We start from the raw sequence: 24,904 nt of genomic DNA, 5'->3' as shown, positions 1-24,904 counted from the left end.
ACCGCGAAGGCGACCGACGAGATCTCCTCGCACATCGCGGGGATGCAGGGCGCCACCGCCGAGTCGGTCGCCGCGATCAAGGAGATCGGCGCGACNATCGGTCAGATCTCGTCGATCTCGACCTCGATCGCGAGCGCGGTCGAGCAGCAGGGCGCGGCCACCCAGGAGATCGCCCGCAGCGTCCAGACTGTCGCGCAGGGCACCCAGACCGCGGCCACCGATATCGGCGAAGTCAACCGCGGCGCCGCCGAGACCGGCTCGGCCTCGGGAGAGGTGCTGAATTCGGCCAAGACCCTGTCGAGCGAAAGCACCCGCCTCCGCGCCGAGCTCGACCGCTTCATGGCGAATATCCGCGCAGCGTAAGGCCCCGCGCTCGCATCATCCTCAGTGTCGTCCCGGACAAGCGCGCCTCAAGCGCGCGCCGATCCGGGGCCCATACTCCCAGGACCAGGTTGTGGAGCAACGCCGCTAACTCCGAGCCTTCGCCAAACCCAACCCTGTGGCTGGGTCCCGGATCGGCGCGCGCCTCGGGGGCGCGCTTGTCCGGGACGACGGAGTCAAGAGCGCGAGCCTTATTCTCTCCCGAATGCCCGCTTCAGCTCTCCCTTCGCCCGCTCCAGCCGCGTGCGCTGCGTCTTCGGCAGCGTCTTGCCGGCGCGGTTGATGTAAAACGTCAGCATCGACAGCGCGGAGCGGTAGGCGCCCGTCTTGCGGCGGGAGCTGTGCTCGGCCGAGCGCTTCAGCGAGGCCGCGATCTTCTTGGGATCCTTAAGCTTGAACACGCCGCGCTTGAGATCGAGCGCGTCGCTCTCCCGCGTCACCCGTTGCGACCAGCGCTTCGGTGTTGCACGGCGGCTTGACTTCTTGCGCGTCGTGCTCGCCTTGCGACGCGCGGTGTGGCGCGCGCCTGTCTTCCGTGCGCCTGTCTTCCGTGAATGTGTCGTCTTTCTGACCTGAGCCATGCGTCAACTCCTTGGTGCTCAATCGGAAACGGGTGTTCTTGGAGGCTGTTCCCGTGGGAACCGGGCCTCATCGCAAACGTTGTCGCTGGTGGCAGGCAGAATGCCGCACCCCATGATCGGACCGACCCCGTCCACGTCCTGTGAAGCGGGGCCGCTTCCATTGATCAGACGCAACAACCCGATGGAATTGCATCAAAACCCAGCGCTGAACTATGCACCCGTAGTCCCGGCGGCGACCGCCACCGAGCGTATCGTCGAGACCAGCATTCCCTCGCGGCTCGACGCGCTGCCGTGGAGCGGCTTTCACACCCGCGTCGTGCTCGCGCTCGGCATCACCTGGATTCTCGACGGCCTCGAGGTGACCCTGGCGGGTGCGCTCTCCGGCGCGCTGAAGCAGAGCCCGTCGCTGCATTTCTCCAATCTTGATCTCGGCATCGCCAACTCCGCCTATCTCGCGGGCGCAGTGCTCGGTGCACTCGGCTTCGGCTGGCTCACCGATCGCATCGGCCGCAAGAAGCTGTTCTTCATCACGCTTGCGCTCTATCTCTCGGCAACGGCCGCGACCGCGCTGTCGTGGGATGTCGCAAGCTACGCGCTATTCCGCTTCCTCACCGGCGCCGGTATCGGCGGCGAGTACACCGCGATCAATTCGACCATCCAGGAGCTGGTGCCGGCACGCTATCGCGGCTGGACCGATCTCGTCATCAACGGCAGCTTCTGGATCGGTGCTGCGATGGGCGCGGTGGCGGCGATCGTGCTGCTCGACCCCGCCGTAACCGGCCCCGATCTCGGCTGGCGCCTCGCTTATCTCATCGGCGCTTCCATCGGTCTCGTCGTGCTCCTGATGCGGATGTGGATCCCGGAAAGTCCGCGCTGGTTGATGATCCACGGGCGGCCAGACCAGGCACACGCGATCGTCGACGACATCGAGCGTTCGGTGATCGGACGCGACCAGGATGCGAGAGACGAGCGCTTCACAACGGTCCGGCTGAAGATGCGCGATCACACGCCGATCCGCGAAGTCGTGCATACGCTGTTTTCCGTCTATCGCCAGCGTGCGCTGGTCGGCCTCGTGCTGATGAGCGCGCAGGCGTTCTTCTACAACGCCATCTTCTTCACCTTTGCGCTGGTGCTGACCGATTTCTACGGCATCAGCGCCGATCACGTCGGCTGGTACCTGCTGCCCTTCGCCGCGGGCAATTTCCTGGGGCCCCTGCTGCTCGGCCGTCTGTTCGATACGCTCGGCCGCCGCACCATGATCGTGTTCACTTATGGCATGTCGGGCCTGTTGCTGGTGCTGTCGGGCTATCTGTTCTCGATCGGCGTGCTGAGCGCGCAGGGGCAGACCATCGCCTGGATGGTGATCTTCTTCTTTGCCTCGCCCGCTGCGAGCGCGGCCTATCTCACCGTCAGCGAGAACTTTCCCTTGGAGGTGCGCGCACTGGCGATCGCGGTGTTCTACGCGGTCGGCACCGGCATCGGCGGCGTGATCGGGCCGGCGCTGTTCGGCGCGCTGATCGATACGGGATCACGCAACAGCGTGTTCGCCGGCTATCTGCTGGGGGCAGTCCTGATGATCGCGGCTGCGATCGTGGCGTGGCGCTATGCCGTCTCTGCGGAGCGCAAATCGCTCGAACACGTCGCGCGCCCGCTCGCCTTTATGGAGTAGACTGATGAAATCGGAACTTGCGGAAATGGCGTTGGACCAGAAGCGCACCATCCTGGATGACGAGACGCCCGAAACGGTGCCGGTGCCGCATGCGCTGGTGCCGCACCTCGATGAAATAGCCATTCTGCTCGACATCGACGGCACGCTGCTCGACCTGATGCCGACGCCGCGCGAGGTGTGGGTGCCGCCGGGCCTGTCGGAAACGCTGAACCGGCTGACCGAGCGCACGTCGGGCGCGCTGGCGCTGGTCAGCGGCCGCTCTCTCAACGACATCGACCTGATCTTCGCGCCCGATGTGTTCCGCGCCGTCGCCGGCCACGGCGCGGAGATGCGGCTGTCGGTGGACAGTGAAGCGGATGATGTGCACGCGCCGCCGCTCGACAAGGAGTTGAAGCGGCGCTTGGCCGCCATCGCCAAGCTCAGCCCAGGCATCCTGCTCGAGGACAAGGGCTATTCGCTCGCGCTGCATTATCGGCTTGCGCCGCATGCTGAGAGGGCGATTTACGAATCCGTCTCGCTGATCCGCGCCGATCTGCCCAATGCGCCGATCGAGGTGCTGCCGGGCAAGTTCGTCTGCGAGATCAAGCATTCCGGCTTCACCAAGGCGAGCGGCGTGCGCGAATTGATGAAGCACGAGCCGTTCAGTGGACGGCGCCCGTTGTTCATCGGCGACGACGTCACCGATGAAACGGTGTTCGCGATCATGCCCGACATGGACGGGCTCGCCTTCTCGGTCGGCCGCCGTGCCATGGGCGTGAATGGCCATTTCGATGCGCCGAGCGATGTGCGTGCGTTCCTTGCGCGCCTGCTCGATCCGAGGTGAAACGAAGGCAGCGCCACCTCGCAGACATAAATGCAGTCAGCGCAGCGCCGTTGCGCGCCGCGAGGCATGCTGCGCAACAGAAACGGAAAAGCTGTCTTTGCAGCGAAATTCCCGGGTTCCGCAAGCGAAACCCGTTCCAATGCACACGCCCGATTTTGGTTTCAATTGGTTGAAACGATGATCCGGAACCATATTGATGAACGGCAGTTAAACGGGGTGGAATGAACAGGAGGGGACGACCTGTGAACTTGATCGTCGTTTCGAATCGCGTCGCCCGCGGCAAGCCCAACGAGCCCATGACGGGCGGCCTTGCGGCGGCATTGCTTCCCGTGGTCGAACATTCTGGTGCGATCTGGGTCGGTTCCTCCGGCCGTGTGCGTGATGGCCATCAGAAGGAACCCTTTGCCGAGATCGAGGCGCTCGGGACGGGCGCGATTGCGACACTGGATCTGCCGGCGGCGCATTACGGCGGTTATTACGAAGGCTTCGCCAATTCGGCACTGTGGCCGGCACTGCATTCGCGCAGCGACCTGATCCGCGTCTCGCGCGAGGACTATGTCAGCTATCGCGAAGTCAACGCCTTCATGGCGCGGGCCCTGCTGCGCTTCCGAAAAGCCAAGACCGCGTTCTGGGTGCAGGATTATCACTTCCTCGCCCTTGGCGCCGAGCTGCGCGAACTCGGCGTCGATGATCCGATCGGCTTCTTCCTGCACACGCCGTGGCCCGTCGCCGCGGTGATGCAGGGCGTGCCCAACCATCGCGAGCTGATCACGGCGATGCTGGCCTACGATCTGCTCGGCTTCCAGACCGAGGAAGATCGCCAGAACTTCCTCGGTTATGTCGGCGGCGAGCTCGGCCTCACCATCGAGGACGGCGTTGCGATCTCGCAGCATGGGCGCACGCGCTGCGAAGTCTTCCCCATCGGCATCGATGCGGAGAAATTCGCTGCCTATGCCGCAAAATCGGCCTCGCATCCTGATGTATCGCGCCTGCGCCGCAGCCTCAACGGCGAGCGTCTCGCGATCGGCGTCGACCGGCTCGACTATTCCAAGGGTCTCGTCAACCGCATCGGCGCGTTCGACCGGCTCTGGACCGAGCACCCGCAGTTTGCGCGCAGCATCTCGCTGCTCCAGATCGCCAATCCCTCGCGCGGCGGTATCGAGGCCTATGGCAATCTCCAGAACGAGGTCGCGCGCCTCGTCACCGACGTCAACGGCCGCCACGGCGAGGTCGACTGGACGCCGATCCGCTATTTGAACAAGGGCTTCAGCCAGGCCGTGCTCGCGGGTCTCTATCGCACCGCGCAGATCGGCGTGGTGACGCCGCTGCACGACGGCATGAACCTCGTCGCCAAGGAGTACGTCGCCGCGCAAAACCCGGCCGATCCCGGCGTGCTGGTGCTGTCGAAGTTCGCGGGCGCCGCCAACGAGCTCGACGCCGCGCTGCTGGTCAATCCGCACGACATCGACGGCATGGCCCGGGCGATCGCGGTCGCCGCATCGATGCCGCTCACCGAGCGCAACATGCGCTGGGACGCGATGATGAAGAAGCTGCGCGGCCACACCATCCAGCAATGGTCCGCGGATTTCGTCGCCGGGCTCGAGAAGTGCCGCACCGAGAAGGCCGCCGTCGCCCCGCTCGCGGCCCAGCCGCCGCAGGCGCTGCGCTGGCTGAAGTCGGCGATATCAGGCGTGCGGTTGATTTAACCTCAGCTTGGCTCGACCTCACCCTCTCCCCTTGTGGGTCCCCTTGTGGGAGGGGGTGGCATATGCGGCCTTCGGCCGCCGTTCTCAAGAACGCCGATGCTTCGCATCGGCTATGGCGAAGCGGCGAGACGGGTGAGGGGTCTCTCTCCACGCGTGAACGTCTCGCAGCAAGATTCGTGGATGCAACCCCTCATCCGGCGCTTCGCGCCACCTTCTCCTACAAGGGGAGAAGGAAGAGCCTCCCTCAATAACAATACGACACGCCATCCAGGATCGCGCATTGCCGCTTGTTCGGCGCGTTGGGATCGTCCAGCGGCACCACGCCCTTGCCCTGGCCGACGAACACGCCGGGCCCGACATGCACTGAGCTCTTGTTGCCGATGACGACGCTCTGATGCGGCGTCGCGCTGGAGCGCGTGCCGTCCGGCCAGAGGATGGCATCGCCCGAGAGCACCCCGCGCCGCCCGTCCTCGCAGCTGACATCGACACCCTGCCGGGTGCAGACCTGTGCCAGCGCCGGCAGGGAAAAGGCGGAGCCGAGGGCCGAAATCAGGCCAAGGGCGGCGATGGTCTTGCGGATGGTCATGGCGTCCCCGGTCGTGTTTGGCGGCTTGCCGTGAATCGTCGCGCCAAACCCGCTTGCGGTTCAGCCGGCAGGTGGGTCAAGGCACCTCTGAGGCAGGATATTATCTTGTAAATACAATAAGTTGCGGAAAAATCGCCTTAGATCCCCGCGATCCCTTGCAAAATCCTCGGCGCCCCTTCAAGAGAGGGCGCTCCGGAGAGATGGCCGAGTGGCTTAAGGCGCACGCTTGGAAAGCGTGTGTGCGGGAAACCGTACCGTGGGTTCGAATCCCACTCTCTCCGCCATTGTGCGATTTGCTATGCCAATCTACGATTTCGTGTGCTTGGGGCCGTCACTCTGGGGCGTCGCGAGCGACTCCTCCCCTCTGCTAGCCGCCGTAGCCACGGCCCACCTCTATACGGTCGCGATCGGCACCGTTGACACCGGCCCCCCATGGAGCTTCGCTTCATAGCCTCAGCTCAACGCGTGACCGGCTAGCCCGTACACCCACGGCTCGTTTTCCTTTCGGTTCAGGAATCGCCGACCCTTGGACATCGTCGAGACGGTATCGTTCATTCCGAGACGGCTCTGTTGAAGATAGTCCGCAAACAGGCCCGTCTGCTCCCGCGTATCCACGCGGGCGAACTTTCCGGCGAGATCTTTGAGATGCACGGCCGTGAGATGGATCGCGTCACAATCATTGCTGGCGATGATGGGGCCGATCACATGACCGCGCCCGAATTCGCGCTTCATGGAAAAGCCGACGGCCTCTCCGCCGCGGCGCAAGACGGAGATTGAGGCACCTTCAGAAAGCAATGCGAGCAGCTTCTGCCGGTTAGCTCCGAACGCGCGTTCATCCAGTGCCGCGATCTCTCCGATGTTCGCAGTGGACAGCGAGCTCAATTCACCGGCCAGCGCCGGCACCGGCGGAGGTGGTGAGACGACCTCTCCTTGCCACAGATACACGGTGGCTTCTTTCGTGAATCCCAGCGACAGATACAGATGATAGGCGGCATGGGTTGAGTTGAGGGTCAAATTCCGGTCGCCGCATCGCTCGAAAACCTGCTCCATGAGCCAGCGGCCAGTACCTTGTGCCTGGGTTCGGGGCGATGTGATCACCAGGCCAATCGTCGCGAATTCGTGGCCATAAGGGAACCACATCGCGCTGCCGAAGACGCGCCCTATGCCATCCACGGCAACGATGCCGTGGCCGGCGCGGCGCAGGAAATCCCAATCCTTGGGGCGGTGCGGCCAGCCGACACCGATCGAAAGCGCGTGGAGCAGCTTCACATCAACGTCGTTGATGTCCTTGGCCACCAGTTCAAAGGACTTCACGCGTACCGTTCGTCCCATTCAGCTCATCCGTTTCTTTGCGGCACCCAAAGCTTGCGGCCCATCGCCCTCGCCGGCCTTCTGCTGCGTGCCGCACAAGCCCTGTTTTGCAGCAGCATAACGCGGAAGGCCAGCAGGTTTCGCCTGTTTGGCAGGCGGTATTCGGAATGTTCCGCCGCAAGCGCTACTCGATTCAGCAGGGAAAGCTCCTGGTTGCGGCCTATCGATATCCGGCAACAGCAGGCAGGGTGAGCCCCAGTGAACGTTGAAGGCTTCGCTGGAGGGCTCGCCGCCTTTCCAGTCCTCGGTGGTCGGCCAGGCCGGTCTCAACGCGCCGCATCCCGGGCGAGGACCTGAGAGGACCACGTCGATGGCGTTCCTTTTCAATTCCGATGCTGCTCGGGCGGCTATTTTCCGGCAGGCCTTTGCGCGCGAGCTCCCTGATCTCGAATTCTACCATTCCAGTAAATGCATCGACCCTGAAAAGGTGCGGTACCTGCTGACCTGGAACGCACCCGACGATCTATCGCGCTTTCGCAATCTGGAAGTGGTCTTTTCCATCGGTGCGGGGGTCGATCAATTCAAGCCGGAGACCATACCCGACCGCGTCAAGCTCGTGCGCATGATCGAGGATGGCATCATACGCATGATGCAGGAGTACGTCGTGCTTGGGGTGCTGACACTCCATCGCGAGATGCTTGCCTATCGGGAGCAGCAGGGAAGGGGCCTATGGCAGGCTCTTGCAACGCCCCAGGCGGCCGATCGGCGCGTCGGCTTTCTGGGCCTCGGCATGTTGGCGCAAGCTGCGATTGATCGCCTAAAGCCGTTTGGATTTCCGCTTGCCGCGTGGAGCCGCAGCAACAAGACGATCGAGAGTGTCACCTGCTTCCACGGCGATGGTCAGCTTGGCAGCTTCCTGAAGGGAACGGATATTCTCGTCTGTCTTCTGCCCCTGACGGAGCAAACAAGCGGCATCCTGAACGCACAGCTGTTCTCTCTCCTGCCGGAGGGAGCGAGGCTCCTGCACGTTGGCCGCGGCCCGCAGCTTGACCAGGGCGCACTCATCGAAGCGCTCGACAGCGGACGTCTCGCCGCAGCGATGCTCGACGTGACCGATCCCGAGCCGCTGCCGGAAGACCATGCGCTCTGGTCGCATCCGAAGGTGATCATCACGCCGCATATCGCGTCCGTGACGCAACCGCATACGGCCGCGCAATCCGTCATAGAGAACATCCGGCGCCACCGCGCCGGACGAAATCCGATCGGCCTCGTCGATCGAACGCTCGGCTACTAACAGGAAAGATGCCATGTCACTTCTGATCGCCATCGACACGAATCCGGACTTCGCACCGAAGAAGGCCGTGCCGGCTCCGGAACGGCTCATTTCGGGCAATCCGTCCTTCAAGACCTGGGCGCAGGACGCCTCGAAGGGTGAGAAAGTGCTGACGGGCGTCTGGGAGGCAACCCCCGGCGAGACCCATTCCATCAAGGGCACCACCTTCGAGTTCTGCCACATTATTTCGGGTCTGATCGAAATCGAGGAAAAGGATGGTGAGACGAAGACGTTCCGCGCCGGCGACAGCTTTGTGATGAAACCGGGCTTTGTCGGCGTCTGGCGCACGATCGAGACCGTGCGGAAGATCTACGTCTGCCACTATGACTGAGCGCGATGCCTGGCGGCGGCCTCACTAAGCGGCCGCCAGAACAATCGGCTTTCCGGGCCGCGTCTGACCGGATTCAACGCGGTCAGACGCTTCACTCTCGATGAAAAATGCGGCGCGCGGTCCTGTATGGCTCAGATGAGACGGCTTTATCTCGCCAATCGCATACCTAGCAGTGATGGCTGTTTAACCCCAAGGGCAAGGGAACACATACATGGTCGCATTGAAAGACAAGGATCTGTTTCGACAGCAGGCACTGATCGCTGGCCATTGGCGCGACGCGAATGCGAAGGCGACGGTTGAAGTCATCGATCCTGCCAGCCAGCAAGTTCTTGGCACCATCCCAGACATGGGGCGCGAGGAGACCGAGGCCGCCATCAACGCCGCCGCCGCTGCGTTCAAGGGCTGGAAGACCACGGCTCATGCGGAACGTGCCGTTCTGCTGGAGCGCTGGTATGAGCTCATGCGGCGCCACGAGCAGGACCTGGCGCTGTTGCTGACGCTGGAGCAGGGCAAGCCGCTGGCGGAATCGCTCGGCGAAATCCGCTATGGGGCCTCGTTCGTCAAATGGTTTGCGGAAGAGGCGCGCCGGATCAACGGATCGACGATCCCGTCACCCACGGTCGATCGCCGCATTCTGGTGCTGAAAGAGCCGGTCGGCGTCTGCGGGATCATCACGCCCTGGAATTTCCCCAACGCGATGATTACGCGCAAAGTGGCACCTGCGCTGGCCGCGGGCTGCACCGTCGTCATCAAGCCCTCTGAGTTCACGCCCTTTTCGGCTCTCGCAATCGGTGTGCTGGCGGAGCGGGCGGGAATTCCACCTGGCGTGATCAACATCGTGACGGGCATGCCGGCGGATATTGGCAAGGAGCTGATGGCCAATGAGACCGTTCGCAAGATCTCGTTCACGGGATCGACCCGCGTCGGCGCGCTGCTGATGAAAGGCGCCGCCGACAACATCAAGCGGCTCAGCCTCGAGCTCGGCGGTAATGCGCCGTTCATCGTCTTCGACGATGCCGATATCGACCGCGCCGTCGAGGGCGCGATTGCGTCGAAGTTCCGCAACGGCGGACAGACATGCGTCTGCTGCAATCGCATTCTCGTGCAATCAGGCGTCTACGATACCTTTGCACAGAAGCTCGCCGGCAAGGTCGCAAATATGAAGGTCGGCGCCGGCACGGAAGAGGGGGTCGCAATCGGGCCGATGATCAACGGCGCGGCGATCGAGAAGATCAGGCGGCACGTCACGGATGCCCTGGACAAGGGCGCAAAGATCATCTCGGAGAGTGAGGCGGTGCCGGAAGGTCGGCAATATGCCCGGCCTCTCGTGCTCGGTGGCGCGACGACTGAGATGCTACTGGCTTCGGAGGAGACCTTTGGGCCCGTCGCGCCGCTTTTCCGGTTCGAGACGGAGGACGAGGCGATAGCGATCGCAAACGGTACGCCCTTCGGTCTTGCGGCGTATTTCTACACTGAAAACCTGAAACGTTCCTGGCGTGTTGCGGAAGCGCTGGAGTTCGGCATGGTCGGCCTGAACACCGGCCTGATCTCGACGGAGGTTGCGCCTTTCGGCGGTGTCAAACAGTCGGGATTGGGGCGCGAGGGCTCTCAGCTCGGGATAGAAGAATATCTCGAGAGCAAGGCTCTCCATGTCGGCGGCCTGGACTGAGCGTCCGTCGGATCTGTATCTGAAACAAGAAAAGGGGGCGGCTGAACCGCCCCCTTTTCCTTGACGAGCGCAGATCTCTCTTACTGAAGTGCCGCGAGCGATCCCGAAAGGACTGCGCTCAGGCGCTCTTGCGAAGGGGCTCCAGGCCGACTGCGGCAGCCAAGCCGCCGATGCCGGAGACCTCGGTGTATTCATAGAAGGGGTTCGCCGGCTCGTGACCGCGGTTCACCCATACCTTGCTCTTGATACCCAGATCGTAGGCGGTCATCAGATCGTAGCGGAACGAGGAGGAGACGTGGGTGATATCTTCCGGGCCGCAGCCCAGCTTGTCGAGCATGTATTCGAAGCCTTTCATGTGCGGCTTGTAGGCGCCAGTCTCCTCGGCCGTGATGACCATGTGGAAGGGAGCGCCGAGCTTCAACACGTTGGACATGATGAGGTTCTTCATGGAGTTCGACAAGATGACCAGCGGGATCTCTTTGGCAACCTTGGCCAGACCAGCCGGGACGTCGGCATGTGGACCCCACGTGTGGATCTCTTCATTGATGCGCTGGGCATGCTCCGGCTGAAAGGCGATACCATTGCGCTTGCAGGCGCGCTCCAGCGCGTTGTTCACCACCTCGAAATACGGTTTCCAGGCGCCGAGAACCTCGTCCAGGCGATAGGCTGAAAAGTCCTTGATGAACTTTGCCATCGCCGCGGCAGAAAGCTCCGAGCCATAGACACGGGTCGCGGCGCCGGCCATGTCGAAATTGGTCAGCGTGCCGTAGCAGTCGAAGGTGATATATTTGGGTCTGAATGTCGCCATAGCTCCAATCCTTGCGATCTCGCACCGCTTGCCGGTACGACACGCACAATAGCGAGCAGCCGACGAGATAAAGCGCCGATGTCGCGATGGTCGGGAGCAGATTGTGTCGTATCGCATCGGAGCCATGGCAGAGAGTTGCAGGACGATCGGCTCTCCTCGTTTAGCCTCAATGCCGTCGCCGCACCATGCCGGCATAGGATGCCGCGCTGGTGCCCAATCAAAGTCAAAACGCCCTCCGTCAATGTCCTGCCCGGGAGCAAGTGCTGTCTTCGGCAACTTACGTTGAGCCCGAACACAACGGGCTGCTCGGACAAACATCGCGGCCGTTCTGGAGGACAATATGTTGAGCAACTCGCTGATTGAGCTCGATCGCGCGCATCTGATTCACCCGGTCTCTTCTTATCGAAGCCACGAGGCGACGGGCGTCCGCGTGCTGAAGTCAGGCAAAGGCGCGACGCTGACCGATGTCTCGGGACGTCAATTGCTGGACGGCTTTGCGGGTCTGTGGTGCGTAAATGCCGGCTACGGACAGGACAGCATCGTTGAAGCGGCTACGCGGCAGCTGCAGGAGCTGCCTTATGCGACGGGCTATTTCGGTTTGGGCTCCGACCCGGCCATCCGATTAGCCGCAAGGCTGGCTGAATTGGCGCCTGGCGATCTGAACCATGTCTACTTCACCTTGGGCGGCTCAGATGCCGTCGACAGCACGATCCGGTTCATCCGGTACTATTATTATGCCAAGGGTGCGCCGCAGAAGGACCAGTTCATTTCCCTCGAATCTGGCTACCATGGATCGTCGACGGCAGGGGCTGGCTTGACGGCGCTGCCCGCCTTTCATGCGGGCTTTGGGGTGCCATACAACTGGCAACACAAAATCCCCTCGCACTACGCCTATCGCAATCCTGTCGGTTCCCATCCTCAGGCTATCATCGCGGCGTCCGTCGCGGCCTTGCGGGCCAAGATCGCCGAACTCGGCGCCGAACGCGTCGCCGCCTTCTATGTCGAGCCGATACAGGGGTCAGGAGGTGTCCTCGTTCCGCCGCCGTCCTGGCTGAAGGCCATGCATGCGGTCTGCAAGGAGCACGATATTCTGTTCGTTGCCGATGAGGTCATCACCGGCTTTGGCCGTGTCGGTCCGCTCTTCGCCTGTGAAGAGGACGACGTCGTGCCGGATCTCATGACCACGGCCAAGGGGCTGACCTCGGGCTACGTGCCGATGGGGGCCGTTCTCATGTCCGACGGCGTCTACAACACGATTGCCGATGGCGCCGGCAAGGCGGCCGTCGGCCACGGCTACACCTATTCCGCTCATCCCGTCAGCGCAGCCGTTGGGCTCGCCTGCCTTGATCTCTATGAAAACGGCTTGCTGGACAACGGCCGGAAGGCCGGGCACCGCCTGATGGAAGGTCTTCGTGCGCTTGCCGATCATCCGCTCGTCGGCGATGTCCGCGGTCGCGGCATGCTGGCTGCAATCGAGCTCGTGACTGACAAGGAGCTCAAGACGCCTCTGCCGGCGGAAGCCGACGCGGCGCGCCGCATCTTCGACCGCGCATGGGACAATGGTCTCGTGATCCGCGCCTTCGCGCAAGGCGTGCTGGGCTATGCGCCGCCGCTGTGCTGCACCGATGACGACATCGACGGCATTATTGAGCGGACAAAGGCTACGCTCGACCAGACGCTCGAAGACAAGGACGTCCGCGCGGCGATGAAGGGATGATCACCGCGCCGCCGGTCGGCGCCGCTGTTCTTAGCCATTAAAGATGCTTTCGAGCGGCAGATGGGATTTCACGATCGGGGACTTCAGCACGACGAAACTGAAGTACTTGTCGATGCCGATATCCATCTCGACCAGGCGTTCCATGACCGCCTGATATTCGCTGATTCCCGCTGTGATGAACTTGACGAGATAGTCGTACCCGCCTGAAACCAGATGGCATTCGACGACCGAATCGATCTTTTCGATCGTCGTGAGAAAGCGAGCGAAATCGATCTGCCGGTGATTCTTTAGGGTGATTTCAGCGAAGACCGTCAGAGTTTGTCCGAGCTTGGCAACATCGATCTGGGCGGAATATCCGGTGATGAAGCCCTCCGTCTGGAGCCTCTTGACGCGCATCAGGCACGGACTGGGCGAAAGATTTATCAGCTCTGCGAGCTCGACGTTGGAAATGCGCCCGTTTTTCTGCAGTTCGCATAAAATCCTGATGTCGATCTTATCGAGCTTCATAGCAATGCCATCAGATGGGGCCGACAACGGCGTCAGGGCTTTGAGTGTTCAGCGTCATATGCATCTTCATAGCATCAACCAGCAGCTTTTCCCAACGAGGCGGAAACTGCAATTCAGAACTCGCTGACCTTGCCCCAGGCGCTCATTCTCAGCCGCTCCGGCCTGTAGGGGCGCGGATCGACGATCGGCGCACGACCGGTGATGATGTCGGCGATCATGTGCCCGGTGCCGGGCCCGATCCCGAAGCCGTGGCCACTGAACCCCGCCGCAAGGATGAAGCCTGGAATGGATTCAACCTCGCCGATTGCCGGAATGCCGTCCGGTGTGCTGTCGATGTAGCCGGCCCAGACATTTGAGATTGCGACGCGCTCAAGTTCCGGCACGAGCTCGCAGGCTCGTCGATGCGTCGCTCGAATCTGCCTCATGTCAGGGCGAGGATCGAGCGTCCGGTTCAGCTCCATCGGGGTCACCTCATCGAGCCGCCATTTCGCCAGGGATTCATGGCCTTGCCGCCAGCCCTCGAAAGCCCCAGGGCTAAGACTGCGCCACCGGCGGGCGAACATCGGCAGGAATTCGCGACCGAACCTGAACTGCTGCGGCGTCGGATCTATCCGCGCGCGCCCGCTGATTGCCAGCGTGTATCCGCCATTGCCGCGTCGCGTGGCCGACACCAGCCCGGCGTACAGGGCATCAGGCAGGCCAACAGCGCCAGGGGCCACGGCGAGAATGGACTGGCGCACGGATGCCTGCGGGAAGCGAATTCCAAGCTGGTTGCAGAATGAAGAGGCCCACGCACCTCCCGCCATAACCACTGTCTTGGTCCGGATCGTGCCGGCTTCGGTCACGACGCCGCTGACCCGGCCGCCACTGAGCTCCAGGCCGCGCGCCGCGCATTGCTGGTGCACTGTACCACCCGCCGACATGATCGCGCGTGCGGCGATGGGCACCGCCTTTGAGGTATCTGCCGTCCCGTCGGTTGGAGAGAAGACGCCACCCTTCCACCTGCGGCCCGTTGCCTTGCCTCTCTCGTTCGCTTCTTCCGCACTCAACATGTGCGTCATAACGCCCACCGTCCTGGCGAAGTCTCGCCACTTTGCCCAGCCCGCCAGCTCATTTTCGTCGTTCGACAGATACAGGAGGCCGCAGCGGCGGAAGCCGGTATCTTCACCGGTCTCCTGGGCAACCTTCTCCCAGAGCTCGAGGCTCTTGGTTGCAATCGGCAGCTCGCGCGCATCGCGGTTCTGTTGGCGGCACCATCCCCAATTGCGGCTGGACTGCTCGGCGGCGACACGGCCCTTCTCGAGCAAGGCGACCTTAAGGCCGTGACGAGCGAGGTAGTAGCTCGTGAACACCCCCACCACCCCGCCGCCGATGACGACGACGTCTGCCTCTCGAGGCAACGATGGACTGGATTCGATATGCATGAGCGGCGCGCTCATCGGGCGGGGACCTCCACTGGTTGCCCTAGCATAACCGACGAATTGCGGCAGGCACGCCGCGGACTTTCGCGGCCGAGCGGAATATCCTGCGGTTTGCTGCTTGCGATACAGGCAATTATTGCGAGGATAGTTCGCTTGTACCCTATCTCCTAGGTGTGGAGACCGACGCATCGTCTCTGCATTTCGGATCTGCCCTTTGTCGCCCGAAGGCATGCCCCAATCCAGCATGCGCATCGACAGCCGCAGACCGAAATGCCAAATCGGGCTTCGTTTTCAGAACTTCCTGCTGCCCATCCGGCGCGTTTCGGCGACTCCGGGGTGATTGGAGCAGTCAGACTTGCAAATACCGGATCAATGTCGATCGACGGGCAGAAGTTCAAAAGGTGACGCTGCATGAACCTTGTCTGGGGAGAGACTTTCGTCGAAGCGAATAAGTTGCATGCGAATGGCAGCTCTCCGGAGCTCGATTCATCGTTCGAGCGGATCACTCCAGTGGTGGCACCCGCTAAGCGACGCCATCGACTCAGCGGCCAGCTCTGAAATCATGTCGCATTCACCATGCAGGGAATGGCAGAATGAGCGGCATATTCTTGACTTGTCCGAGCATCTCGGCGGCGAGAGGGGCCAAAGAGCCAATCCGCAGCAGCATGACCTGGCGCGGTTGAAAGGGGAGTACGCTCAAATGGTCTCCGCCCCGCAGCCTTTAGCCTCGGAAGATGTGGCACTCGCGGTCCGCGACCTGACCGTGAGCTTGCCGCCGGGCATGGAGCGGGCGCACGCGGTCGAGAACGTCTCCTTTGAACTGAAGCGCGGTCAGATCCTGTGCATCATCGGAGAATCAGGATCAGGCAAGTCGGTCACGGCTAATGCAATCATGGGGCTCTTGCCCAAGACGATCCGCATATCCTCGGGAGCAATCCGTCTGGAAGGGATGGATCTCGTAGGACTCTCGTCGGACAAGCTCCGCGACATCCGCGGCCGTGTCGTGTCGATGATCTTTCAAGACCCGCTCTCCGCGCTCAATCCGCTAATGACGGTGGGCGCGCAGATCGAGGAGGTAATGGCGGCGCACGACGTGGGAACGCCGAAATCCCGCCGTAGCCGCGCCATAGAATTGCTGATGGAGGTGGGCCTGCCGGATCCGCCGCTCATGTATCATCAATATCCGTTCCAGCTGTCGGGCGGGCAGCGACAGCGGGTGATGATCGCCATGGCTCTGGCTCTGGAGCCTGCGATCCTGATCGCCGACGAGCCGACCACCGCACTCGACGTGACGACCCAGGCACAGATTCTGCAACTGATCCGCGACATTCAACGCCGCAAGGGAATGAGCGTGATGTTCATTACCCATGACTTCGGAGTTGTGGCGGAGATTGCCGATTCCGTTGTGGTGATGGAGAAGGGTCATTGCGTGGAGCAGGGGAACGCCGAGCAGGTGTTGAAGTCCCCGAACCATCTCTACACGCGCCGCCTGATCGCGGCCGTGCCGCATTTGACGGGCAAGGACCGCGTCCCGGCGGAAGCTGCGGCCGCGTCCTCCATTCTGAAGGTCGAATGTCTGGTCAAGACCTACCGCAGCGGCAGTGCGCTGTTCGGTAGGCGCCGGATCGTACCCGCGGTCAATGGCGTGTCGTTCGACCTTTCGCCGGGACGCACCCTGGGCGTTGTTGGAGAAAGCGGCTCCGGCAAATCATCGCTCGGGCGATTGTTGATCAAGCTCCTCGACAGCGACAGCGGCTCTATCCTGTTCGAGGGATGCGACGTTGCCCGGCTCTCCGAAGCCGAGTTTCGGCCGGTTCGGCCAAAGATCCAGATGATTTTCCAGGATCCATTTGCCTCGCTCAATCCGCGATCAACGGTCGGGCAAATTCTGACGGTCGGTCCGATCGCGCACGGAGTGCCTCACAAGGCGGCGTGTGAGCAGGCGCGAGAGCTCTTGGCCCATGTCGGGCTGGATGCAGGAACCTTCGATCGTTATCCCCACGAGTTCTCTGGCGGCCAACGTCAGCGCATCGGCATCGCTCGGGCGCTGATGTTCAAACCGAAGCTGCTGATCGCCGATGAGGCCGTTTCCGCGCTCGACGTATCGATCCAGGCGCAGATCTTGAAGCTGCTGGACCAGATTCAGCGGGAGACCGGCGTCTCGATGATCTTCATCACGCACGATCTGCGCGTGGCCAGCCAGATCTGCGATGAAATCGCGGTCATGCATCGAGGGCAGATCGTCGAGCACGGACCGCCATCGCAGATCTTCCTGAATCCGACATCCGCCTACACGCGAGAACTCGTCGCTGCCATCCCCGGCGAGCAGCAAAGCAGCGCTCGCGCCGTTGGAAGCCAATCGACACTGGCCGGACATAGCCACAAATGAGGAGGGGTCATGACTGAAGCAAAGACTGCATCGATTTATTCGCGGCGTAGCGCACTCCAGCTGATGATCGCCGGCGCGGCCGGCCTTGCCGGATCAAATCTGCTGGACAAACCTGCGCTCGCGCGCACTTCTCCAGCGAAGCCAACCGGCCGCGTGATCGTCGGCCTTGGTCAAGAGCCAACCGTCTTCAATCCGCTGATGGTGCACATTGAGGTCGATGATGGTGTGCATTTCTCGGTTTTCGATGCGCTGTTCCGGATCGATCCTCAAGGCGTCATCCAGCCCAACCTAGCCCTGGAAGTGCCGGACCAAAAGAACGGCGGCATTACGGAGGACGGTCTCAAATGGCGCATTCGTTTGCGTGACGATGTCCGCTGGCACGATGGCAAGCCTTTCACCGCCGAGGACGTGAAGTTCACTCTCGAACTCATCATGAATCCCAACTTCCGCAGTTGGCGCACGGCCGGCCATGCTCTCGTGCGCGACATCACGGTGATCTCGCCCACGGAGATCTCGTGGCGGATGGAAGAGGCCTTTGCGCCATATTTGTCGTTCCTGACCGAAACCTTCATCGTGCCCAAGCACATTCTCGAGAAAGAGGCCAATCCGAACAGCGCCGCCTTCAACCAGGCGCCGGTCGGCACCGGGCCGTTCAAGTGGGGCCAGCGGGTCGCCGGCGATCATCTCGAGCTCGTGGCGAACCTCGACTATTTTGGAGAAGGACCCCATATCGAGAGGCTGGTCTTCAAATACATCCCCGACCTCACCGTTTTGTACACCCAGTTCAAGAGCGGCGACATTGATCTCGTAGGTCAGCCCTACATCACGCCTGATCATTATGGGGAAGCCAAGACGCTGCCGAACCGTGTGGTGACGCTCGTCCCAAGGACCTCGTTCGAATCCTTCTACCTCAACCTCGAGCGCCCGCAGTTCAAGGAGCTTGCCGTTCGCGAGGCGCTCTACGCGGCGATCGACAAGGAGGCGATCATTCAGGGGCTCTACTACGGGGTGCCTACCCCGACAGAGACGTTCATGCCGCGGCAGTCCTTCTTCTTCAACGCCAATCTGCCCCTGCACCAGTTTGACGTGAATCGCGCGGGCAAGATCCTCGATCAGGCCGGCTGGGCAAAGGGCGCGGACGGCATTCGTGCCAAGAACGGCGTTCGCCTGTCCTTTACCAATTCGACCACGTCGGGCGATCCCCTTCGTGAACAGGTGCAGCAGTTCCTGCAGCAGACCTTTGCGCAACTCGGCGTCGAGATGAAGATATCGAATCTGCCCGCCGCCGTGATGTGGGGCGAGTTCTGGACGCAATCGCGATTCGATTCCGTGATCGTCGGCAGCTCGTATCTGATCGGCGCCGACCCGGACGTCACCAATCGCCTGCACTCGCGTTCGATAGCAGTGAAAGGCGGCCGCGGCTCGAACAATGCACAGTATACAAATCCGGAGGTCGATGCCCTGCTCGACAAGGGCGCACGCACCTTCGATCCGGAGGCGCGGCGCGCGATCTACTTCCGGGTACAGGAACTCGTGCGTCGCGACCTGCCTTTCCTGCCGCTGTATCAGAGCAACGCGGTCGAAGGTCTCAAGAAGGGGATCAACGGTTTCGTGCCGAACGGCAATACGCGCACGGAATCCTGGAATGCGCTGGCCTGGTATTGGGCGAGCTGACGTGCTGCCGGCCGAGGCCCTGTGGCGAGGTCGGCGCTGGAGTGATGCTGCAACGTCAACATGGTGACTCGAATGTCCGGGTTCCTGCTCAATCGTCTCTCGCAGAGCATCGTGCTGCTGGTGATCGTCTCGATCATCGGCTTCACGGTTCTCAACCTCATGCCGGGCGGTCCTCTCGCGCAGTTCGGGCTCGATCCGGGCATGACCCAGAAGGATGTGGAGCGACTCGCAACGCAGCTCGGGTTGAACCGGCCGCTGTGGCTGCAGTATCTCGATTGGGCCTGGCGGCTGCTTCAGGGCGATTGGGGACACTCCTTCCGCGACGGCTCTTCGGTGCTGGCGGTGATCGGTCGACATCTCCTGGCGACGCTGCTGCTGATGGGCACGTCCACCGCATTGGCGATCGCGGCAGGCACCTGGATCGGCATCCGCGGTGCCACCCACCGCTATTCCCTATTCGACTATTGCGCGACGATCGGCGCCATGGTCGCGCTGTCGGTTCCGACTTTCTGGTTCGGCCTGATCGGCATCTACATCTTCACCCTGAAGCTCGGCTGGGTGCCTGCAGGCAACATGTACACGATCGGCGACGGTTCGGTGCTGGACTATCTGCATCACCTTATCTTGCCGAGCCTGGTGCTGTCGCTGGTTCATGTCGCGGTCTGGAGCCGCTACATGCGCACGGCGACACTCGATGCGCTCAGTCAGGATTTCGTCAAGACGGCCCGCGCCAAGGGCGTGAGCGAGCGTCGCATCTTGCTCAAGCACGTCGTTGGCAATGCGCTGTTGCCGATGATCACGCTCGCGGGGATGCAGCTGCCCAGCATTCTGACTGGCGCGCTGGTCACAGAGACCGTGTTTACCTGGCCGGGAATGGGGCGGCTGTTTCTCGACAGTCTCGGCTACAGCGACTATCCGGTCGTGATGGGGCTGTTGATCTTCTCGGCCGTCCTGGTCGTGCTCGGCAACCTGATCGCAGACATCGTCATCGCCACCGTCGACCCGCGCATTCGCCTGGGCTGAGTCCACGGACTCGCGCCCGTAACAGGAGGCAGCAGATGACCGCCATCGTCGCCCATGCAGTTCCCGTTCGCTGGTGGCGCAGCCGTGCAGTATACCGCTTCATGCGTCATCACCTGGCGCTCGTCGGGATCGCAATGATCACCCTGCTCGTGCTGGCGTGCGCCATTGGGCCCTATGCTCTGCCCTACGACTCGCTGCACATAGATTTGCGTGCCCGCTTTGCTCCGCCTCTCACCGGTCAGCACTACTTCGGAACGGATCCGTTGGGGCGTGATCTGGCTGTGCGACTGCTAATGGCTGGGCGGGTTTCGCTGCTGGTGGGATTCTCGGCGATGCTATTGTCAACGCTCATCGGAACGCTCGTCGGCGTGACGGCCGGCTATCGCGGCGGCTGGGTCGGGGCAGCGCTGATGCGCATGGTGGACGGCTTCCTCTCTTATCCGTCGATCTTTCTCGTGCTGGCGCTGGCGGCAACGCTGCGGCCGAGCCCGGTGATGATTACCGTGATCATTGCCGTCACCAGCTGGATGGAGACTGCGCGTATTGTGGAAGCCGAGGTCCGCTCGCTGCGTGAGCGCGAGTTTGTCCAAGCTGCGCGTATGGTGGGCTTACGCGGAGGCCACATCATGTTTCGCGAGGTCCTGCCCAATGCGATGGGCCCGATCATCGTCGCCGCAAGCCTGGCGGTCGCCCGCGCGATTCTTCTTGAAGCCTATATCAGCTTCCTCGGCTACGGCATCCAGCCGCCGCTGCCCAGCTGGGGCAACATGCTCAACGGGGCACAGCAATACCTGGCGAGCGCTCCATGGCTCGCCATCATTCCCGGTGCCGCAATCACGATAGCGGTGACGAGTTTCAACTTCATCGGCGACGGCCTACGCGACGCGCTCGACGTCCGAAACGACAATATCTGATCATTCGACCTGAATATCCGAGCGCAAGGCCAGGCCACCCGTAACACGTGAGAGCAAACCCCATGCACGCGCCGAGAGTTGCCGAGAAGGCCACGCCCTATTGGTGGGAAGCCGCGCCGCTTGAGCCGCCGCCTCAACGGCCGTTGCCAAAGAATCTGGACGTATTGATCGTGGGCGCGGGCTATGCCGGTTTGTCGGCCGGACTGGTGCTGGCGCGCGAGGGCCGCTCGGTCGCAGCCTTCGATGCCATGGACCCGGGCGAAGGGGCTTCTACGCGCAACGGCGGTATCACCAGCGGATCCATTCGGCCCGACTACGCCACGCTCACGCGTCGGTTCGGTGAAGAGAAGGCCCTGACGATCGAGGCGGAAGGCAAGGCCGCGCGCGAGTTCCTGTACGATTTCATCAAGACAGAAGGTCTTGCCTGCGAGTTCCAGCCGGTAGGACAGTTCAAAGGCGCCTTCGGCTATGAACAATACGAAGCCATGGCGCGTACCGCGGAGAGGCTCGCGAAGAAGCTGGGCATCGAGGCTTATGCCGTCCCCTATGCCGAGCAGCGCAAGTATATCGGCACCGATGTCTATCGTGGCGGCACGGTCCGAATGGACATCGGCGGACTGCATCCGGCAAAATTTCACGCCGAATTGCTGCGGGTCGCGCTCACCTCGGGCGTGACAGTCCACGCGCGGACACCGGTCGTCTCAATAGAAAGAGATGGCGGAGGCTTCCGCGTCATCACCGCGGTCGGCCCGGTGAACGCGCGTCAGGTGCTGGTTTGCACCAACGGTTACACGGATGGCGCCGTGCCTTTTCTGCGCCGCAGGCTGGTCCCGGTCCGCAGCCGGATCATTGCGACCGAGGAGCTTGCGCCCGAACTCATGACGCGGCTGATGCCGAAACGGATGATGATCACCGAGAATCGGGAGGTCGGTTTCTACTACCGGCCTTCGCCCGATGGCAGACGCATTCTGCTCGGTGGACGTGATAGCTCCCGCGTCGGCGATCCCGTCGCTCCGAAGCTGCGTCTGCGCAATGGCCTGGTGAAACTGTTCCCTGAGCTGGAGTCCGTTCGCCTGTCGCACAGCTGGTTCGGCAATGTGGCCATGAACCGCGACATGATTCCCCGCATTTTCGAGAAGGACGGCATCGTCTATGCCACTGGCTTCTGCGGTTCGGGCGTCGTCTGGGCGCCATGGATCGGCATGCATGCGGCGCACAAGCTCATGGGACATGACGCGCAGGCGCGCACGGCCTTTGACTTCCGGCCGCCGGCCTTCATCCCGTTCTATCGAGGCAATCCCTGGTTCTTGCCTGTTTTCATCCAGACCTATCGCATGCGTGATCGGATCGCGTTGTGGCGCGCCAGCCGCTGATGCCTGGCGGCATGGCCTCCAATTAGCGGCACGGCCGCCTCTCGAAAGAAGAGAATCGATGCACTACGTCTCCACACGCGGCCATTCGGGCCGCAAGCAGTTCTGCGAGATATTGCTCGAAGGGCTCGCGCAGGATGGCGGGCTCTACGTTCCTGAGAGCTACCCTCGCGTGGACAGCGCTACGCTAAAGGCGTGGCGTAGCTTGCCGTATCCAATCCTGGCTTTCGAAATCCTGTCGCTCTATGTCAGCGACATCCCGCCTGCCGACCTGAAGGCAATCTGTGAAAAGACTTATACGCCGGAGATCTTCGGAAGTCCTGATATCGCGCCGCTGCGAAAGCTGGAGACCGGACTTTACCTCCAGCAATTGTCGAACGGCCCCACGCTGGCGTTCAAGGACATGGCCATGCAGTTGCTCGGCAATCTGCTCGAGTACGAGCTGGCGCGCCGGCACGAGGACTTGAATATTCTTGGCGCGACCAGTGGCGACACCGGGAGCGCGGCGGAATATGCCATGCGCGGAAAGAAAGGGGTGCGGGTCTTCATGTTGTCGCCCCACGGGCGGATGAGCGCCTTTCAACAAGCTCAGATGTTCAGCCTTCAGGACGACAACATCCACAACATCGCGATAGACGGCGTGTTCGACGACTGCCAGGACATCGTCAAGCGCGTGTCAGGCGACCTGGAATTCAAGCGACGGTACAACATCGGGGCAGTCAATTCGATCAACTGGGCGAGGCTGGTCGCGCAGGTCGTCTATTACTTTTCCGGTTTCCTGCAAGCATCCGAAGGTACGTCGGAGGGAGTGAGCTTTGCCGTGCCTTCAGGAAACTTCGGCAATATCTGCGCCGGTCATGTTGCGCGCATGATGGGGCTTCCGATCTCTCGTCTCGTCCTTGCAACCAACGAAAACGACGTGCTTGATGAGTTTTTCCGCACGGGCGTGTATCGCGTGCGAAGCCGGGCTGACACGCTGGAAACATCCAGCCCTTCCATGGACATTTCCAAAGCCTCGAATCTCGAGCGTTTCATTTTCGATCTGCTTGGTCGCGACGCCAATCGAACGAAATCGCTGTTTGACGATCAACTCCGCGAGCGAGCGTCGTTCGATCTGAGCGGAGATCCCAGCTTCGCAAAGGCGGCAACCCGCTTCGGCTTCCGCAGTGGCAAGAGTACTCATGCCGAACGGCTCGCGACGATCCGGGATACCTGGGGCCGTCACGGCACCATGATCGATCCACACACTGCCGATGGCGTGAAGGTCGGGCGTATGCATGTAAGCCCCGAGACGCCGATGATCGTGCTCGAAACGGCATTGCCCATCAAATTCGCAGCGACGATCAGGGAGGCGTTAGGCCGCGAGCCGGATCGCCCGCAACGTTTCGCCGGCATCGAAGAGTTGCCGAAACGGGTCAGAGTCCTTCCGGCAGATGCAGAGGCGGTCAAGAACTACATCGCCGACATTGTGCATGGCAGCTGAACAGACGATTCCGGACCGGGAACTGCTTCACGATGGCCGTCTTTACTGAGTTGTCATTCGACGAGGCCGCAGCGTTCTTTCGAGCGCTCGGTCTAGGCGCGCCCCGTTCTGTTCGCCTTTGTGGCACGCCAGTTGTTTGCAGCAGATTGGACGCTCCGGGCCGTCATTAATGAAATTCTATGCCGAACTTTGCTTTCGTCCGATTGCGGAATGCTGCGGGCTCGAGGTTACGCTGATGACAATGCGAGGATCATCACATGGTCCTCGTCCTGTCAGGCACTTGGCGATCAGTCCGGCAACCCGAGCAAGAGACGTCGACCCATCATGACAACCGCAGCTTACCAGGCCGGAGATCGTGTCACTGAAGACGTGGTCCTCGTCCCTTTCACTGCACCACATCTGGAGGGCGCCCTGAAGCTCTCGCAGGAGATGTCCTGGCCCTATCGGCTTGCGGATTGGGACGTCGCGCTGCAGTTGGGCAAAGGCTTTGTTTTGCAGCGCGCCGGGGCGGTGATCGGCACCGCGGCGTGGTGGCCATATGGGGAGACCCATGCGTCCGCCGGGATGATCATCGTGGCGAAGGCTGCTCAAGGACGCGGCTATGGGGCTCGGCTCATGGATGCCTTGCTGACATCCGCGCGCCCACGGAGCATCGCGCTGAATTCGACGGCCGAAGGCATCATGCTTTACAAGCGCCGCGGCTTCGTCCCCATCGGCATCATCCACCAGCATCAGGGAATTCCCGACGAGCGCTATGAGCCGCCGCGGTCGGGCCTCGTCAGGTCAATGGCTGCATCGGATTTCGGGGCGATCACGCGACTCGATCACAACGCTACGGGCTTGGAGAGACGACAGATGCTCGAAAAGCTGCTTCAAAGCGGTGATGGCTATGTCCTACAGCGTGACGGCATGGCACGCGGCTACGCCATCTCCCGGCTTTTCGGCCGCGGGCATGTCATCGGTCCTGTCGTCGCCGAAACGGCGAGCGATGCACAGGCGCTGATCGAGGCCGCGCTCGCGCGGATCGGCAGTGTTTTTGTCCGCATCGACACCTCTGCCACATCGCAGCTCGGGGATTGGCTCGAAGGCATCGGCCTGGAGCAGGTCGGCGATGCAACCACCATGATCTTGGGCACGCCGGCACCATCGAGCGGGCCGGCGCGCGTGTTTGCGATTCCCAATCAGTCGTTCGGCTAGGAGACATCGAC

Annotated in this window: 21 protein-coding genes, 1 tRNA gene and 1 pseudogene; 17 read left to right on the top strand and 6 right to left on the bottom strand. The window is 62.0% G+C overall.

The annotated features are described in order from the left end of the window. Window positions 1-363: pseudogene (locus YU9_RS0138685) on the top strand (methyl-accepting chemotaxis protein); the annotation flags it as partial. 209 nt (window positions 364-572) lie between these two features. Here YU9_RS0138685 and YU9_RS47015 read toward each other — a convergent pair. After that, entirely contained in the window at window positions 573-962 is a 390-nt protein-coding gene (locus YU9_RS47015) for a DUF3175 domain-containing protein (protein ID WP_084299226.1), read from the bottom strand. Between the two features lie 181 nt (window positions 963-1,143). Between YU9_RS47015 and YU9_RS0138675 the strand changes: the two genes are divergently transcribed. The 4 genes from YU9_RS0138675 to YU9_RS0138665 are packed head-to-tail and all read left to right on the top strand — an operon-like array spanning window position 1,144 to window position 5,160. Next, a complete protein-coding gene (locus tag YU9_RS0138675; RefSeq protein ID WP_027577461.1) occupies window positions 1,144-2,631 on the top strand; it encodes an MFS transporter in 1,488 nt (495 codons plus the stop codon). Between the two features lie 4 nt (window positions 2,632-2,635). Further along, entirely contained in the window at window positions 2,636-3,454 is an 819-nt protein-coding gene (gene otsB / locus YU9_RS0138670; protein WP_027577460.1) for a trehalose-phosphatase, read from the top strand. A 30-nt stretch (window positions 3,455-3,484) separates the two neighbouring features. Continuing rightward, the gene (locus YU9_RS48655) at window positions 3,485-3,679 is read left to right on the top strand and encodes a hypothetical protein (protein WP_156952387.1); all 195 of its coding nucleotides are present in this window, start codon (window positions 3,485-3,487) and stop codon (window positions 3,677-3,679) included. A 17-nt stretch (window positions 3,680-3,696) separates the two neighbouring features. Continuing rightward, window positions 3,697-5,160, top strand: coding sequence for a trehalose-6-phosphate synthase (locus tag YU9_RS0138665; RefSeq protein WP_027577459.1), 1,464 nt, complete (start codon window positions 3,697-3,699; stop codon window positions 5,158-5,160). 244 nt (window positions 5,161-5,404) lie between these two features. Here YU9_RS0138665 and YU9_RS0138660 read toward each other — a convergent pair whose 3' ends face one another. Beyond that, window positions 5,405-5,746, bottom strand: coding sequence for a hypothetical protein (locus YU9_RS0138660; protein WP_027577458.1), 342 nt, complete (start codon window positions 5,744-5,746; stop codon window positions 5,405-5,407). A 194-nt stretch (window positions 5,747-5,940) separates the two neighbouring features. Between YU9_RS0138660 and YU9_RS0138655 the strand changes: the two genes are divergently transcribed. Beyond that, window positions 5,941-6,030: transfer RNA gene (locus YU9_RS0138655), tRNA-Ser, on the top strand. Between the two features lie 169 nt (window positions 6,031-6,199). Here YU9_RS0138655 and YU9_RS0138650 read toward each other — a convergent pair. Next, complete coding sequence (locus YU9_RS0138650) at window positions 6,200-7,078, bottom strand: GNAT family N-acetyltransferase (RefSeq protein WP_027577457.1); 879 nt, start codon at window positions 7,076-7,078, stop codon at window positions 6,200-6,202. Window positions 7,079-7,427: 349 nt separating this feature from the next. Here YU9_RS0138650 and YU9_RS0138645 point away from each other — a divergent pair, with 349 nt between their 5' ends. The 3 genes from YU9_RS0138645 to YU9_RS0138635 all read left to right on the top strand — a co-directional run bounded on the left by YU9_RS0138645 (window position 7,428) and on the right by YU9_RS0138635 (window position 10,390). Further along, window positions 7,428-8,351, top strand: coding sequence for a glyoxylate/hydroxypyruvate reductase A (locus tag YU9_RS0138645; protein ID WP_027577456.1), 924 nt, complete (start codon window positions 7,428-7,430; stop codon window positions 8,349-8,351). 13 nt (window positions 8,352-8,364) lie between these two features. Further along, window positions 8,365-8,721 carry a cupin domain-containing protein gene (locus YU9_RS0138640; protein ID WP_027577455.1) on the top strand — a complete coding sequence of 119 codons (357 nt, stop codon included), beginning with the start codon at window positions 8,365-8,367 and terminating at the stop codon, window positions 8,719-8,721. A gap of 211 nt (window positions 8,722-8,932) precedes the next feature. Further along, window positions 8,933-10,390: an NAD-dependent succinate-semialdehyde dehydrogenase gene (locus tag YU9_RS0138635; RefSeq protein WP_027577454.1), complete on the top strand. Its 1,458-nt coding sequence runs from the start codon at window positions 8,933-8,935 to the stop codon at window positions 10,388-10,390. A 118-nt stretch (window positions 10,391-10,508) separates the two neighbouring features. Here the strand turns inward: YU9_RS0138635 and YU9_RS0138630 are convergent, their stop codons facing one another. Further along, window positions 10,509-11,198 carry a haloacid dehalogenase type II gene (locus tag YU9_RS0138630; protein WP_027577453.1) on the bottom strand — a complete coding sequence of 230 codons (690 nt, stop codon included), beginning with the start codon at window positions 11,196-11,198 and terminating at the stop codon, window positions 10,509-10,511. Between the two features lie 340 nt (window positions 11,199-11,538). On the opposite strand from YU9_RS0138630, the gene YU9_RS0138625 reads away from it, so the two are divergent. Continuing rightward, the gene (locus YU9_RS0138625) at window positions 11,539-12,915 is read left to right on the top strand and encodes an aspartate aminotransferase family protein (protein WP_027577452.1); all 1,377 of its coding nucleotides are present in this window, start codon (window positions 11,539-11,541) and stop codon (window positions 12,913-12,915) included. Between the two features lie 30 nt (window positions 12,916-12,945). On the opposite strand, the gene YU9_RS0138620 is transcribed toward YU9_RS0138625, so the two are convergent. Next, window positions 12,946-13,422: an Lrp/AsnC family transcriptional regulator gene (locus tag YU9_RS0138620; RefSeq protein ID WP_027544593.1), complete on the bottom strand. Its 477-nt coding sequence runs from the start codon at window positions 13,420-13,422 to the stop codon at window positions 12,946-12,948. Between the two features lie 113 nt (window positions 13,423-13,535). Further along, window positions 13,536-14,861: an FAD-binding oxidoreductase gene (locus YU9_RS0138615; RefSeq protein WP_027577451.1), complete on the bottom strand. Its 1,326-nt coding sequence runs from the start codon at window positions 14,859-14,861 to the stop codon at window positions 13,536-13,538. Between the two features lie 682 nt (window positions 14,862-15,543). Here YU9_RS0138615 and YU9_RS44120 point away from each other — a divergent pair. The 7 genes from YU9_RS44120 to YU9_RS0138580 all read left to right on the top strand — a co-directional run bounded on the left by YU9_RS44120 (window position 15,544) and on the right by YU9_RS0138580 (window position 24,893). Then, window positions 15,544-17,232 (top strand): ABC transporter ATP-binding protein, encoded by a 1,689-nt coding sequence (locus tag YU9_RS44120; RefSeq protein WP_051380683.1) that lies wholly within the window; start codon window positions 15,544-15,546, stop codon window positions 17,230-17,232. 9 nt (window positions 17,233-17,241) lie between these two features. Further along, window positions 17,242-18,906, top strand: coding sequence for a peptide ABC transporter substrate-binding protein (locus YU9_RS0138605; RefSeq protein ID WP_027577450.1), 1,665 nt, complete (start codon window positions 17,242-17,244; stop codon window positions 18,904-18,906). Between the two features lie 72 nt (window positions 18,907-18,978). After that, window positions 18,979-19,929 carry an ABC transporter permease gene (locus YU9_RS0138600; RefSeq protein ID WP_027577449.1) on the top strand — a complete coding sequence of 317 codons (951 nt, stop codon included), beginning with the start codon at window positions 18,979-18,981 and terminating at the stop codon, window positions 19,927-19,929. A 35-nt stretch (window positions 19,930-19,964) separates the two neighbouring features. Further along, window positions 19,965-20,843, top strand: a complete 879-nt coding sequence (locus YU9_RS0138595) for an ABC transporter permease (RefSeq protein ID WP_027577448.1) — start codon at window positions 19,965-19,967, stop codon at window positions 20,841-20,843. A 62-nt stretch (window positions 20,844-20,905) separates the two neighbouring features. Further along, window positions 20,906-22,216: an FAD-binding oxidoreductase gene (locus tag YU9_RS0138590; protein WP_027577447.1), complete on the top strand. Its 1,311-nt coding sequence runs from the start codon at window positions 20,906-20,908 to the stop codon at window positions 22,214-22,216. A gap of 58 nt (window positions 22,217-22,274) precedes the next feature. Next, complete coding sequence (gene thrC, locus YU9_RS0138585; protein ID WP_027577446.1) at window positions 22,275-23,696, top strand: threonine synthase; 1,422 nt, start codon at window positions 22,275-22,277, stop codon at window positions 23,694-23,696. Between the two features lie 210 nt (window positions 23,697-23,906). After that, window positions 23,907-24,893 carry a GNAT family N-acetyltransferase gene (locus tag YU9_RS0138580; RefSeq protein ID WP_245266738.1) on the top strand — a complete coding sequence of 329 codons (987 nt, stop codon included), beginning with the start codon at window positions 23,907-23,909 and terminating at the stop codon, window positions 24,891-24,893. The last annotated feature ends 11 nt before the right edge of the window (window positions 24,894-24,904 follow it).

The sequence above is a fragment of the Bradyrhizobium sp. WSM1743 genome, from assembly GCF_000473065.1.
GTDB lineage: Bacteria > Pseudomonadota > Alphaproteobacteria > Rhizobiales > Xanthobacteraceae > Bradyrhizobium.
Note: the sequence above shows the minus strand (reverse complement) of the source record. Positions and strands in the feature narration are given on the sequence as shown.

Excerpts from the sequence above, each read along its gene's own strand:
- YU9_RS0138640 (WP_027577455.1), top strand. The coding sequence starts at position 8,365 with ATGTCACTTCTGATCGCCATCGACACGAATCCGGACTTCGCACCGAAG.
- YU9_RS44120 (WP_051380683.1), top strand. The coding sequence starts at position 15,544 with ATGGTCTCCGCCCCGCAGCCTTTAGCCTCGGAAGATGTGGCACTCGCG.
- YU9_RS0138580 (WP_245266738.1), top strand. The coding sequence starts at position 23,907 with ATGCTGCGGGCTCGAGGTTACGCTGATGACAATGCGAGGATCATCACA.
- YU9_RS0138645 (WP_027577456.1), top strand. The coding sequence starts at position 7,428 with ATGGCGTTCCTTTTCAATTCCGATGCTGCTCGGGCGGCTATTTTCCGG.
- YU9_RS0138650 (WP_027577457.1), bottom strand. The coding sequence starts at position 7,078 with ATGGGACGAACGGTACGCGTGAAGTCCTTTGAACTGGTGGCCAAGGAC.
- YU9_RS0138635 (WP_027577454.1), top strand. The coding sequence starts at position 8,933 with ATGGTCGCATTGAAAGACAAGGATCTGTTTCGACAGCAGGCACTGATC.
- YU9_RS0138615 (WP_027577451.1), bottom strand. The coding sequence starts at position 14,861 with ATGAGCGCGCCGCTCATGCATATCGAATCCAGTCCATCGTTGCCTCGA.
- YU9_RS0138630 (WP_027577453.1), bottom strand. The coding sequence starts at position 11,198 with ATGGCGACATTCAGACCCAAATATATCACCTTCGACTGCTACGGCACG.
- YU9_RS0138605 (WP_027577450.1), top strand. The coding sequence starts at position 17,242 with ATGACTGAAGCAAAGACTGCATCGATTTATTCGCGGCGTAGCGCACTC.
- YU9_RS0138620 (WP_027544593.1), bottom strand. The coding sequence starts at position 13,422 with ATGAAGCTCGATAAGATCGACATCAGGATTTTATGCGAACTGCAGAAA.
- YU9_RS47015 (WP_084299226.1), bottom strand. The coding sequence starts at position 962 with ATGGCTCAGGTCAGAAAGACGACACATTCACGGAAGACAGGCGCACGG.
- thrC (WP_027577446.1), top strand. The coding sequence starts at position 22,275 with ATGCACTACGTCTCCACACGCGGCCATTCGGGCCGCAAGCAGTTCTGC.
- YU9_RS48655 (WP_156952387.1), top strand. The coding sequence starts at position 3,485 with ATGCAGTCAGCGCAGCGCCGTTGCGCGCCGCGAGGCATGCTGCGCAAC.
- YU9_RS0138600 (WP_027577449.1), top strand. The coding sequence starts at position 18,979 with ATGTCCGGGTTCCTGCTCAATCGTCTCTCGCAGAGCATCGTGCTGCTG.
- YU9_RS0138595 (WP_027577448.1), top strand. The coding sequence starts at position 19,965 with ATGACCGCCATCGTCGCCCATGCAGTTCCCGTTCGCTGGTGGCGCAGC.
- YU9_RS0138590 (WP_027577447.1), top strand. The coding sequence starts at position 20,906 with ATGCACGCGCCGAGAGTTGCCGAGAAGGCCACGCCCTATTGGTGGGAA.
- YU9_RS0138625 (WP_027577452.1), top strand. The coding sequence starts at position 11,539 with ATGTTGAGCAACTCGCTGATTGAGCTCGATCGCGCGCATCTGATTCAC.
- YU9_RS0138660 (WP_027577458.1), bottom strand. The coding sequence starts at position 5,746 with ATGACCATCCGCAAGACCATCGCCGCCCTTGGCCTGATTTCGGCCCTC.
- otsB (WP_027577460.1), top strand. The coding sequence starts at position 2,636 with ATGAAATCGGAACTTGCGGAAATGGCGTTGGACCAGAAGCGCACCATC.
- YU9_RS0138675 (WP_027577461.1), top strand. The coding sequence starts at position 1,144 with ATGGAATTGCATCAAAACCCAGCGCTGAACTATGCACCCGTAGTCCCG.